Here is a 12,798-nt window from a genome sequence, read left to right as displayed (position 1 = left end):
TTTAGAGTGAATAATAAATATAAATCATAATATAAAATGTTAAAATAATTTTAAGCATAAATAACTTAGATAGCTCTTATTAATGTGAATTAAATGCATTATTCTGTGGATGAAAAAGCATTTTACATATAACTTCCCTGCACAAAACACCGACAAGAATTACACTTAATATCCTAATTCAATTAGGATATTTATGATATGTTCGTTTTTATATACTTTGCATGTTGTTGAAGGATGTTTATATGTCATTTATATTGTTCATTTTCTTCAAAATAAGTAATACGCTTATAAAATTAGTTATCATGAGGATATAACTTGTTTGCCGTTAGAAAAAAAGATTCTTTAGAAACCGAAATTACGCGCAATATTTGTTGTAGAATAGACGAAATATCTAAAATATTGTCCAATAAATCACAAGATATATCAGAACAAGAACTGCGCATGAAAATATATCTTGTTACAGCCCGTATCATAGCATTGACTGCTTTTCGCGAAGGAAAAGAACATTATATTCTAAAATCTTTTAAAAAAAATGACAGCTTGTTAGCGCAAACCATAATACAAGAAATAAATACGCTACAATGCAAGTCTAAAGCGCTTAAAAATAATTCATAAATTTTCATACGGATAAGTTGATTCAATATGTTTATTCAAATATAAAAAACGCTTCACGTGATAAATAAAATCTATATCGTCTCAGAATAATTAGGACTTTCACGCGTAATCTTTACATCATGGACATGTGACTCGCGTACACTAGCAACAGAAACACGAATAAAATGTGCTTTTTTCTGAAACTCTTCTATATTAGAGGACCCGACATATCCCATAGAAGACTTAAGTCCACCTGACATCTGATGCAGAACTGATGCTATAGGACCTTTATAAGGCACCCGACCTTCTATTCCTTCAGGCACCAGTTTTAATACGTCATTCACTTCGTCTTGAGAATACCGTGCGGCGGATCCATTTTCCATAGCAGCAATAGATCCCATTCCTCTATAAGATTTAAAAGAGCGACCTTGATAGAGAAAAATATCACCAGGACTTTCATCGGTACCTGCAAGCAATGATCCTATCATCACACAAGAAGAACCCGCAGCAATTGCTTTAGCAATATCACCAGAAAATCTAATACCTCCATCAGCAACAACTGCAATACCCGCACTTTTTGCCACTTCAACAACCTCCATGATGGCAGAAAGCTGTGGAAAACCAACTCCTGTTACAACTCTCGTTGTACAAATTGATCCAGGACCTATCCCAACTTTGATAATATCAGCACCCGCATTAATCAATGCCAAGGCACCTGCAGCGGTAGCAACATTCCCCGCCATAACTACCAACGAAGGAAAATTTTTCTTAATTTCCACTACTGCATCTAAAACTTTTTGAGAGTGTCCATGAGCGGTATCAACAACCACCAAATCAACACCTACATCAAAAAGTGGACCTACCCTATCTTCAACATCCCTTGCCACTGAAACAGCAGCTCCAACTCGCAAACGCCCTTTAGTATCTTTCGTTGCATTTGGATTAAGTCGCGATCTTTCTATATCTTTGACAGTAACCAATCCTATACAACAACCCTTATCATCAACAACGAGTAATTTTTCAATTCGATGTTTATGAAGCATTTCCTTTGCATTTTCTAGAGTGACTGTTTTTTGAACTGTAATCAAATCTCGCGTCATCAACTCCCCTACTGCTTGCTGAGTATTAGAAGCGAAACGTACGTCTCGATTAGTCAATATACCGACTAATTTTCCAGAATGAGATTCGACAACAGGAATACCTGATATACTGTTCTGCTTCATTAAATAAAGTGCATCGGCTAACGTAGCACAAGGAGAAATTGTAACAGGATTAACGACCATCCCACTTTCAAATTTTTTAACTTGATGTACTTGAGAAACTTGTTCAGAAGGAGAAAAATTTCTATGTATGACACCTAATCCTCCTGCTTGTGCCATTGCTATAGCAAGACGCGAATCTGTCACCTGATCCATAGCCGCCGACATAATAGGCAAGTTCAATTTAAAACCATCAGCTATTTGCGTAGATATATCAATATCTCCTGGCAAAACATTCGAAAACTCTGGTCGCAATAAAACATCATCAAATGTTAACGCTATACCGCCCACATTATTTTCAATAATTCGCGACATTACAAACCCCTATTGAAAACCTATATGCCTTTAAGAGACGGAATTTCATTGATATTTCCAAAAAAAATCAATAATAACACGATAAATATCTTAAAAAAGATAAAAACAGTCAACCTCGTAATAATACAAGATTACTTTAGAGAATAGAATATCCTAAGAATTACTTTTTTTCAACAAAATATTTTAGATAATTAAAATTATTTTACTGCTTTTCTAGTTTTATAAAAACATCATCACATTTGCGAAAAGCATAAATACAATAGTTTGTTATAAAAAACGATCCAATACTTTTGGTTCTTGAATAGAAGAAAATTCTATCGCTATACCTCCAGGGAAGTTTCTTACAACACGACCAAGAATATCATTAAACCAAACCTCAGAAAACACCTTGATTTTCAAATCCACACCCACAGAAACCCCTGATTCTGATATGTCTATTACTTTACAAGAATGCCTAGTCTGATCATTTAAAACCAACTGCGCTTCAACTTCTCGAGAAATATTACGACTATGCTCTCTACAATCTTGAAGATGCAAATAATCTTTATTAGCCAGCCATATCAACTTATCCGCTAATTTTCTTTTTTTATCTTCAGAATCTATGATTCTGACAGCATACCCTCTGTTGCTATCAAAATTTACAATTTTACCCTCTATACGTCCTATCTTGTCAACAAAGACAATAAATCTTTTTCCGACAAGACAAACAGGAACATCACAAATAATACAAAGTCCTCCTGGAGATATTTCTTTTACAACACAGTCATATTCTGTCCCGTCGAATAAAAGAAAACGACCCTTAAAATCCACTTTGATACGTTGAAATGCACGCTGGTCTACAAACTGTAAATTATGGATTCCTCGATACATGATAAAATTCTCTGATCATCTAAACTTATTTTAAGTTGTACACTCTATACCTTAACAATCTGTTATTTAAGAATACGAATCTATCGATTACAAATTTTATACAGCCTTCATAATATTCTTCTATTTAAAATTTTATATGCTCATAGAAACTATTTAATGGTGAAATATCTTATTTATACATAGTAGAAAACAGTCGCATATTATTTGTAATACGCAAAAAATATCAATAAATATTTTAATGTACATTGAACAATAATATCGGGAACATTACTTAAACTGGAGATATTCTTTGAAACAAATAATTTCATCGCACTAAGCTTGTAATGAATAAAATCATAATTGGAAATTAAAAGAACTAGGATCTATGAAGTTTAAAAGTTATCTGTTTAATATATAAAAATCATTGGATACAATAGCTATTACCGCTTATTGATCGCTGTAAGGAAAAAATCCGTTTTTTGTTGATCTTTACTAAAATCACCTGTAAAAGATGTGGTCACTGTAGTTAAACCGTCCCGTTTAATTCCTCTCATAGACATACACATATGTTGTCCTTCGATGAGAACGGCTGCTCCTTTAGAATCAGTGCTCTGATCTATCGCATGAGCAATTTGCATTGTTAATCGCTCTTGTATTTGCAAACGACGCGAATAAATTTCCAAAATACGTATCAATTTTGACAATCCAATAACATTGTTTTTCGGAATATATGCAAGATGTATTCTTCCCCAAATAGGCAAAATATGATGCTCACAATATGAAAAAAAAGATATATCTTTTATCAGAACCATGCCTTTATAATTGGAAACTTCCCCAAAATGAAAACGGGATGTATCTTGAATGACAGGATCCTGCTTATAACCTGCGAAAAGCTCTTGATATGACCTAATAACACGTTCAGGAGTATCCTTAAGCCCTTCACGATCTGGATCATCACCAATCCAACGTAGAATAGTCCGTATTGCTTCTTTAGCTTCCTCAGCAGTTGGATTTTTTTTCATATTAAAAGGGGACTCCAATCATTAAAAACTAAATTTTTTTGGTATTCATATATATAAAAAGGACACAAAAACCCATTGCAATTTATCAGAATAAAAATAATTACATTACACTTACGATAACCATGAATGATTAAGGCGTTCATTATACAATGTTTCCCCTAACTTAAAATTCATATCCTTTGTGTATCAAATTCATATTAATCTTTCAATAATAATTTTTTATGATAAATCCCCTCCTTAATAATGATGGGACTGTAATCATAATTGACTTATTTTAAAGAATTAAATGACGTGTAACACTCAATTCAAATAAAAAATCATAAATGAATGCAATCCATTTCAAGATAAGGGATATCATGTAAATACAAAGAATATTTGCCAAGCTCTATGCGAGGGTAAATTTAAATTTATGATAAAAAAATCTACATAGAAAACCGAGTTTTCCCTATTTAAAAGATTTTGGACACTCATAGCTAAGGCCATAGCGTGGTCAAACTTGAGCAGAAGACACACTTTTAAATGATTCGTTAAATGATCCGTGATAAATCGCAATTTGAAAAATTATATTTATACATGAAAAGATATGTTAAAAATCACTTTTAGTTCTTTAATAGCATGCTTTAAATTTTAAATCATTCCACCGATTACACCTATTTGCTCTGCTTCTTCTGGACAATTTTATCAGTATACCAAAAACCCAAAATGCAAGAGATAATTTCTTGTTCAAAAATGGTTAGAACTGCAAGAGGACTTTGATTAAACATGCCTTCGCTCACACTCCACCAAACTAATAACGGATAAACAATAATCCAAAAAATAGTTGTAATAGGCCGAACGAGATAATTAACAGCCCCAATCCACTTAAAACCATTTTTGATACTTTTAGTTTTAATCTCTTCCAATCTGATACGATTACCTTCTTTGAGCGCTTCAATATCATATTTAATATCTGCAATCTCTAGATCAATCTTAGAGGAAGTGTTCAAATTCGCTAGCTCAATCTTAGCGGAAGTATTAACCTTCGCCAGCTCAATCTGCACTCTATCTTGTTCTATTAACTGTTTTCGTATGATATAACCAGATATAAGATCTATAATCTTCTCAGAATTCTCGGGAATAAAATGTAAACAAAACCTGAATATACCACCTGCAATAAACGACTTAATCATTATCTAAACCATCCTTTGAGGTTCTAGTATATGTAGTTCTGAAAGACGAAGAACAAATGCACTAATCTATTGAATAAATGAAGAAAAACTTCATAGCGTTCCGAATATGTAAAAATTCTTCTATGAATTTTTGCTGTTCGTTGTAATGTTTTACAAAAGTTCGCAAAATACGTACGTAAAAACAGTTTGCTTTTAAGCAGAGATCATTAAATTTTTATTTTGTTGCGCTCTTCTCTTGCTCATCAGCGAGTCTCTCGTACTCATTAGCGATTCTCGTGTATTCAAGAGATTATTGCAATCAATGTCAAGATATAGAGTAAAATATCCATAGATTCAGAAAAATATTCTATTAAAATGATCGTAACTTTGAGAATTTTAAAAATCCCCCTGATGTGATTTTATTTAAAAAACCAAACAAAACGTTAGCATAGACTAAAACGCTTAAATTATACCAATGCAACAGCATCTGTACGATATCTTATTCTTTAAAAAATATCCCTACGATAATGTCCAACAAAACGTAGACCATCGTATTTTAAATACCCTGCGGTATAGAAAATTATACTTTTGTACAAAATATTTTTTTAAATACTTCGAATATAAAATTTTTCATGTAATATTGATTATACACATGTGTTACATTCAACTGTTCGCCAATTATATACTATACTTTTCAAAAAGGATTCTCTCTTGGGAAAAAACAATATTCCAAAATCACGAAATTGGACAGGAAAGATTGCTAAGACCCCTGGACGTCTAATCGGAATAGGAATAATTCGAATTTATCAACTCATATTTTCTAATATATTTGGAAATTCTTGTCGATATTTTCCTACTTGTTCCGAATATGGATATGAGTCTATAGCTCGTCATGGATTATGGATTGGAGCTTGGTTTACTTTATGTCGGCTAGCAAGATGTAATCCTCTAGGATCATATGGATTTAATCCTGTTCCAGATCATTTTACAAAAAAAAGAATAATTATAACCTTTTGGGGAAAGATAAATAAAATATTTTATATCTTTAAAAGGCATATTTTTATGAAAAACAAGTAGTATTTTAAATAAGGATCTACACAATGAAAGGATTTACTCTTGACAACATTATCAGTTTAGAATTGCTAGAAAAACGTCAAAAATGGCTCAAGAGTATGGAAGTTGAAAATGGCCTATCGAAGTTAACACTAAAATCCTACGAATGTGATACACGCCAATTTTTAACTTTTATGGCGTTTTATACTGGAGAAAAAATTACCTTTGAAACTATTAACCAATTATCTTATGCTGATATTCGTGCTTTTGTATCCAAACGTCGCAGTCAAAAAATAGAAAACCGCTCTCTTAGAAGAACCCTTTCAGGCATTAAATCTTTTCTTAAATACCTTAAAAAACACAACATAAAGACCGAATCTAATATAATTAACATGAGAAATCTTAAAAAAGAAAACTATCTACCTCGATCACTCAATGAAAAACAAGCTTTAAACCTTTTAGATAATGATCTATCAGATAACCTTAATGACGCCAGCTGGGTTGCTGCTCGTAATTCAGCTATTTTACACTTACTGTACGGATGCGGATTACGTATATCCGAAGCATTATCTCTCACACCAAAAAATATAATTGAAGACCAATCTATCTTGCGCATCCAAGGAAAAGGTAACAAAACCAGAGTGGTACCACTTCTGCCGGCAGTAAAAGAATCTATCATCAAATACCGTAACCTTTGCCCTTTTAGTCTTGATATGCAACTACCCTTATTCCGTGGGACACGTGGAGGATTTTTAAATCCTGGAGTATTTCAACGTTATATAAGGCAGTTACGCCAAATCTTATCTTTACCCTTAAGCACGACTCCCCATACCTTACGTCATTCTTTTGCGACGCATCTTCTTTCTAATGGAGGAGACTTGAGATAGATAATTAAAATTATTTTACTGCTTTTCTAGTTTTATAAAAACATCATCACATTTGCGAAAAGCATAAATACAATAGTTTGTTATAAAAAACGATCCAATACTTTTGGTTCTTGAATAGAAGAAAATTCTATCGCTATACCTCCAGGGAAGTTTCTTACAACACGACCAAGAATATCATTAAACCAAACCTCAGAAAACACCTTGATTTTCAAATCCACACCCACAGAAACCCCTGATTCTGATATGTCTATTACTTTACAAGAATGCCTAGTCTGATCATTTAAAACCAACTGCGCTTCAACTTCTCGAGAAATATTACGACTATGCTCTCTACAATCTTGAAGATGCAAATAATCTTTATTAGCCAGCCATATCAACTTATCCGCTAATTTTCTTTTTTTATCTTCAGAATCTATGATTCTGACAGCATACCCTCTGTTGCTATCAAAATTTACAATTTTACCCTCTATACGTCCTATCTTGTCAACAAAGACAATAAATCTTTTTCCGACAAGACAAACAGGAACATCACAAATAATACAAAGTCCTCCTGGAGATATTTCTTTTACAACACAGTCATATTCTGTCCCGTCGAATAAAAGAAAACGACCCTTAAAATCCACTTTGATACGTTGAAATGCACGCTGGTCTACAAACTGTAAATTATGGATTCCTCGATACATGATAAAATTCTCTGATCATCTAAACTTATTTTAAGTTGTACACTCTATACCTTAACAATCTGTTATTTAAGAATACGAATCTATCGATTACAAATTTTATACAGCCTTCATAATATTCTTCTATTTAAAATTTTATATGCTCATAGAAACTATTTAATGGTGAAATATCTTATTTATACATAGTAGAAAACAGTCGCATATTATTTGTAATACGCAAAAAATATCAATAAATATTTTAATGTACATTGAACAATAATATCGGGAACATTACTTAAACTGGAGATATTCTTTGAAACAAATAATTTCATCGCACTAAGCTTGTAATGAATAAAATCATAATTGGAAATTAAAAGAACTAGGATCTATGAAGTTTAAAAGTTATCTGTTTAATATATAAAAATCATTGGATACAATAGCTATTACCGCTTATTGATCGCTGTAAGGAAAAAATCCGTTTTTTGTTGATCTTTACTAAAATCACCTGTAAAAGATGTGGTCACTGTAGTTAAACCGTCCCGTTTAATTCCTCTCATAGACATACACATATGTTGTCCTTCGATGAGAACGGCTGCTCCTTTAGAATCAGTGCTCTGATCTATCGCATGAGCAATTTGCATTGTTAATCGCTCTTGTATTTGCAAACGACGCGAATAAATTTCCAAAATACGTATCAATTTTGACAATCCAATAACATTGTTTTTCGGAATATATGCAAGATGTATTCTTCCCCAAATAGGCAAAATATGATGCTCACAATATGAAAAAAAAGATATATCTTTTATCAGAACCATGCCTTTATAATTGGAAACTTCCCCAAAATGAAAACGGGATGTATCTTGAATGACAGGATCCTGCTTATAACCTGCGAAAAGCTCTTGATATGACCTAATAACACGTTCAGGAGTATCCTTAAGCCCTTCACGATCTGGATCATCACCAATCCAACGTAGAATAGTCCGTATTGCTTCTTTAGCTTCCTCAGCAGTTGGATTTTTTTTCATATTAAAAGGGGACTCCAATCATTAAAAACTAAATTTTTTTGGTATTCATATATATAAAAAGGACACAAAAACCCATTGCAATTTATCAGAATAAAAATAATTACATTACACTTACGATAACCATGAATGATTAAGGCGTTCATTATACAATGTTTCCCCTAACTTAAAATTCATATCCTTTGTGTATCAAATTCATATTAATCTTTCAATAATAATTTTTTATGATAAATCCCCTCCTTAATAATGATGGGACTGTAATCATAATTGACTTATTTTAAAGAATTAAATGACGTGTAACACTCAATTCAAATAAAAAATCATAAATGAATGCAATCCATTTCAAGATAAGGGATATCATGTAAATACAAAGAATATTTGCCAAGCTCTATGCGAGGGTAAATTTAAATTTATGATAAAAAAATCTACATAGAAAACCGAGTTTTCCCTATTTAAAAGATTTTGGACACTCATAGCTAAGGCCATAGCGTGGTCAAACTTGAGCAGAAGACACACTTTTAAATGATTCGTTAAATGATCCGTGATAAATCGCAATTTGAAAAATTATATTTATACATGAAAAGATATGTTAAAAATCACTTTTAGTTCTTTAATAGCATGCTTTAAATTTTAAATCATTCCACCGATTACACCTATTTGCTCTGCTTCTTCTGGACAATTTTATCAGTATACCAAAAACCCAAAATGCAAGAGATAATTTCTTGTTCAAAAATGGTTAGAACTGCAAGAGGACTTTGATTAAACATGCCTTCGCTCACACTCCACCAAACTAATAACGGATAAACAATAATCCAAAAAATAGTTGTAATAGGCCGAACGAGATAATTAACAGCCCCAATCCACTTAAAACCATTTTTGATACTTTTAGTTTTAATCTCTTCCAATCTGATACGATTACCTTCTTTGAGCGCTTCAATATCATATTTAATATCTGCAATCTCTAGATCAATCTTAGAGGAAGTGTTCAAATTCGCTAGCTCAATCTTAGCGGAAGTATTAACCTTCGCCAGCTCAATCTGCACTCTATCTTGTTCTATTAACTGTTTTCGTATGATATAACCAGATATAAGATCTATAATCTTCTCAGAATTCTCGGGAATAAAATGTAAACAAAACCTGAATATACCACCTGCAATAAACGACTTAATCATTATCTAAACCATCCTTTGAGGTTCTAGTATATGTAGTTCTGAAAGACGAAGAACAAATGCACTAATCTATTGAATAAATGAAGAAAAACTTCATAGCGTTCCGAATATGTAAAAATTCTTCTATGAATTTTTGCTGTTCGTTGTAATGTTTTACAAAAGTTCGCAAAATACGTACGTAAAAACAGTTTGCTTTTAAGCAGAGATCATTAAATTTTTATTTTGTTGCGCTCTTCTCTTGCTCATCAGCGAGTCTCTCGTACTCATTAGCGATTCTCGTGTATTCAAGAGATTATTGCAATCAATGTCAAGATATAGAGTAAAATATCCATAGATTCAGAAAAATATTCTATTAAAATGATCGTAACTTTGAGAATTTTAAAAATCCCCCTGATGTGATTTTATTTAAAAAACCAAACAAAACGTTAGCATAGACTAAAACGCTTAAATTATACCAATGCAACAGCATCTGTACGATATCTTATTCTTTAAAAAATATCCCTACGATAATGTCCAACAAAACGTAGACCATCGTATTTTAAATACCCTGCGGTATAGAAAATTATACTTTTGTACAAAATATTTTTTTAAATACTTCGAATATAAAATTTTTCATGTAATATTGATTATACACATGTGTTACATTCAACTGTTCGCCAATTATATACTATACTTTTCAAAAAGGATTCTCTCTTGGGAAAAAACAATATTCCAAAATCACGAAATTGGACAGGAAAGATTGCTAAGACCCCTGGACGTCTAATCGGAATAGGAATAATTCGAATTTATCAACTCATATTTTCTAATATATTTGGAAATTCTTGTCGATATTTTCCTACTTGTTCCGAATATGGATATGAGTCTATAGCTCGTCATGGATTATGGATTGGAGCTTGGTTTACTTTATGTCGGCTAGCAAGATGTAATCCTCTAGGATCATATGGATTTAATCCTGTTCCAGATCATTTTACAAAAAAAAGAATAATTATAACCTTTTGGGGAAAGATAAATAAAATATTTTATATCTTTAAAAGGCATATTTTTATGAAAAACAAGTAGTATTTTAAATAAGGATCTACACAATGAAAGGATTTACTCTTGACAACATTATCAGTTTAGAATTGCTAGAAAAACGTCAAAAATGGCTCAAGAGTATGGAAGTTGAAAATGGCCTATCGAAGTTAACACTAAAATCCTACGAATGTGATACACGCCAATTTTTAACTTTTATGGCGTTTTATACTGGAGAAAAAATTACCTTTGAAACTATTAACCAATTATCTTATGCTGATATTCGTGCTTTTGTATCCAAACGTCGCAGTCAAAAAATAGAAAACCGCTCTCTTAGAAGAACCCTTTCAGGCATTAAATCTTTTCTTAAATACCTTAAAAAACACAACATAAAGACCGAATCTAATATAATTAACATGAGAAATCTTAAAAAAGAAAACTATCTACCTCGATCACTCAATGAAAAACAAGCTTTAAACCTTTTAGATAATGATCTATCAGATAACCTTAATGACGCCAGCTGGGTTGCTGCTCGTAATTCAGCTATTTTACACTTACTGTACGGATGCGGATTACGTATATCCGAAGCATTATCTCTCACACCAAAAAATATAATTGAAGACCAATCTATCTTGCGCATCCAAGGAAAAGGTAACAAAACCAGAGTGGTACCACTTCTGCCGGCAGTAAAAGAATCTATCATCAAATACCGTAACCTTTGCCCTTTTAGTCTTGATATGCAACTACCCTTATTCCGTGGGACACGTGGAGGATTTTTAAATCCTGGAGTATTTCAACGTTATATAAGGCAGTTACGCCAAATCTTATCTTTACCCTTAAGAACGACTCCCCATACCTTACGTCATTCTTTTGCGACGCATCTTCTTTCTAATGGAGGAGACTTGAGATCTATTCAAAGTATTTTAGGCCATGCCAAACTTTCAACAACACAAATCTATACGAATGTTGATATCAAAAGGATTATAGAGATATATGACAAAACGCACCCCTATTTTCCATAGGTTTTAAGGTTTTTTTTTTGATATTTCCGCTTTTCCAGACAACTTCAAAAGTTTTGGTACGGATGGACCATAAATATCTGCATCAAGTATAGCAACATTGTAACCTTTACTTTTCAATGCACAGGCGATATTAACAGCAGTAGTTGATTTTCCAACACCTCCTTTACCGGAAGCGACAGCTATGAATGACTTAACATTTGATTTAGTGTGTATTATTTTCTTTATGCCTTGGTCGGGATTTTTATTGCCTGTGAGCGTAACTACGGCATTTCGTACATTGGGCATAGTTTGTATTATTTCTTGAGCTTGCAAGCGCAAAGAATGCAATCGTTCTGCTATATCATGGGGAACATTGATAGAAAGATATACTGTATCTTCAACTATAAAAATCTCCGATAGCCTTTTCATATCAACGATATTATGATTATCACCTGGTATGGACAATACTTTTAAAGAATCCATAATTTGTTCTTTTATAAGTCGGCTCATTGTGATGGATATCCATAATAATAGTTGCGGGGGTAGGATTTGAACCCACGACTTTCAGGTTATGAGCCTGACGAGCTACCGGACTGCTCCACCCCGCTATAATATTTCATCATTAATAAAAAAAAAATCCGTCTTTTATAGACCTGGCAGCGACCAACTCTCCCGCATCTTAAGATGAAGTACCATAGGCGCTAGGGCATTTAACGGCCGTGTTCGGAATGGGAACGGGTGCAGAAACCCCGCAAAAACCACCAAGTCTATAAAAAACGAATGGAAAAAGGTCTCAACTTTATGATTAT

General features: G+C 32.6%; 13 protein-coding genes, 1 tRNA gene and 1 rRNA gene. 5 read left to right on the top strand and 10 right to left on the bottom strand.

Annotation, left to right across the window (positions count from 1 at the left end; translation table 11 throughout):
• Nucleotides 1-315: 315 nt before the first annotated feature.
• Nucleotides 316-615: a hypothetical protein gene (locus G293_RS04005; protein WP_047264401.1), complete on the top strand. Its 300-nt coding sequence runs from the start codon at nucleotides 316-318 to the stop codon at nucleotides 613-615.
• A gap of 71 nt (nucleotides 616-686) precedes the next feature.
• Here the strand turns inward: G293_RS04005 and guaB are convergent, their stop codons facing one another.
• The 4 genes from guaB to G293_RS03985 all read right to left on the bottom strand — a co-directional run bounded on the left by guaB (nucleotide 687) and on the right by G293_RS03985 (nucleotide 5,208).
• Nucleotides 687-2,168, bottom strand: coding sequence for an IMP dehydrogenase (gene guaB / locus G293_RS04000; protein WP_047264400.1), 1,482 nt, complete (start codon nucleotides 2,166-2,168; stop codon nucleotides 687-689).
• A gap of 267 nt (nucleotides 2,169-2,435) precedes the next feature.
• Nucleotides 2,436-3,038: a PilZ domain-containing protein gene (locus tag G293_RS03995; protein WP_047264399.1), complete on the bottom strand. Its 603-nt coding sequence runs from the start codon at nucleotides 3,036-3,038 to the stop codon at nucleotides 2,436-2,438.
• Between the two features lie 419 nt (nucleotides 3,039-3,457).
• The gene (folE, locus tag G293_RS03990) at nucleotides 3,458-4,039 is read right to left on the bottom strand and encodes a GTP cyclohydrolase I FolE (RefSeq protein WP_047264398.1); all 582 of its coding nucleotides are present in this window, start codon (nucleotides 4,037-4,039) and stop codon (nucleotides 3,458-3,460) included.
• Between the two features lie 650 nt (nucleotides 4,040-4,689).
• Nucleotides 4,690-5,208 carry a hypothetical protein gene (locus G293_RS03985; protein WP_047264397.1) on the bottom strand — a complete coding sequence of 173 codons (519 nt, stop codon included), beginning with the start codon at nucleotides 5,206-5,208 and terminating at the stop codon, nucleotides 4,690-4,692.
• 690 nt (nucleotides 5,209-5,898) lie between these two features.
• On the opposite strand from G293_RS03985, the gene yidD (G293_RS03980) reads away from it, so the two are divergent.
• On the top strand, nucleotides 5,899-6,264 hold the full coding sequence (yidD, locus tag G293_RS03980) for a membrane protein insertion efficiency factor YidD (protein ID WP_200897305.1): 366 nt from the start codon (nucleotides 5,899-5,901) through the stop codon (nucleotides 6,262-6,264).
• A 23-nt stretch (nucleotides 6,265-6,287) separates the two neighbouring features.
• On the top strand, nucleotides 6,288-7,127 hold the full coding sequence (locus G293_RS03975; RefSeq protein ID WP_047264722.1) for a tyrosine-type recombinase/integrase: 840 nt from the start codon (nucleotides 6,288-6,290) through the stop codon (nucleotides 7,125-7,127).
• Between the two features lie 80 nt (nucleotides 7,128-7,207).
• Here the strand turns inward: G293_RS03975 and G293_RS03970 are convergent, their stop codons facing one another.
• From G293_RS03970 to G293_RS03960, 3 genes are all read right to left on the bottom strand, one after another.
• A complete protein-coding gene (locus G293_RS03970) occupies nucleotides 7,208-7,810 on the bottom strand; it encodes a PilZ domain-containing protein (protein WP_047264399.1) in 603 nt (200 codons plus the stop codon).
• Nucleotides 7,811-8,229: 419 nt separating this feature from the next.
• Nucleotides 8,230-8,811, bottom strand: a complete 582-nt coding sequence (gene folE, locus G293_RS03965) for a GTP cyclohydrolase I FolE (protein WP_047264398.1) — start codon at nucleotides 8,809-8,811, stop codon at nucleotides 8,230-8,232.
• A 650-nt stretch (nucleotides 8,812-9,461) separates the two neighbouring features.
• The gene (locus G293_RS03960; protein ID WP_047264397.1) at nucleotides 9,462-9,980 is read right to left on the bottom strand and encodes a hypothetical protein; all 519 of its coding nucleotides are present in this window, start codon (nucleotides 9,978-9,980) and stop codon (nucleotides 9,462-9,464) included.
• A gap of 690 nt (nucleotides 9,981-10,670) precedes the next feature.
• Between G293_RS03960 and yidD (G293_RS03955) the strand changes: the two genes are divergently transcribed.
• On the top strand, nucleotides 10,671-11,036 hold the full coding sequence (gene yidD, locus G293_RS03955) for a membrane protein insertion efficiency factor YidD (protein WP_200897305.1): 366 nt from the start codon (nucleotides 10,671-10,673) through the stop codon (nucleotides 11,034-11,036).
• A gap of 23 nt (nucleotides 11,037-11,059) precedes the next feature.
• Complete coding sequence (locus tag G293_RS03950; protein WP_047264396.1) at nucleotides 11,060-12,010, top strand: tyrosine recombinase XerC; 951 nt, start codon at nucleotides 11,060-11,062, stop codon at nucleotides 12,008-12,010.
• 3 nt (nucleotides 12,011-12,013) lie between these two features.
• Here G293_RS03950 and G293_RS03945 read toward each other — a convergent pair whose 3' ends face one another.
• From G293_RS03945 to rrf, 3 genes are all read right to left on the bottom strand, one after another.
• Nucleotides 12,014-12,499 carry a P-loop NTPase gene (locus G293_RS03945; RefSeq protein WP_052775030.1) on the bottom strand — a complete coding sequence of 162 codons (486 nt, stop codon included), beginning with the start codon at nucleotides 12,497-12,499 and terminating at the stop codon, nucleotides 12,014-12,016.
• 24 nt (nucleotides 12,500-12,523) lie between these two features.
• Nucleotides 12,524-12,597: transfer RNA gene (locus tag G293_RS03940), tRNA-Met, on the bottom strand.
• Nucleotides 12,598-12,640: 43 nt separating this feature from the next.
• A 5S ribosomal RNA gene (gene rrf / locus G293_RS03935) occupies nucleotides 12,641-12,755 on the bottom strand.
• Between the last annotated feature and the right edge of the window lie 43 nt (nucleotides 12,756-12,798).

Origin of the sequence: Candidatus Liberibacter africanus PTSAPSY (assembly GCF_001021085.1) — a bacterium.
Lineage (GTDB): Bacteria > Pseudomonadota > Alphaproteobacteria > Rhizobiales > Rhizobiaceae > Liberibacter > Liberibacter africanus.
Note: the sequence above shows the minus strand (reverse complement) of the source record. Positions and strands in the feature narration are given on the sequence as shown.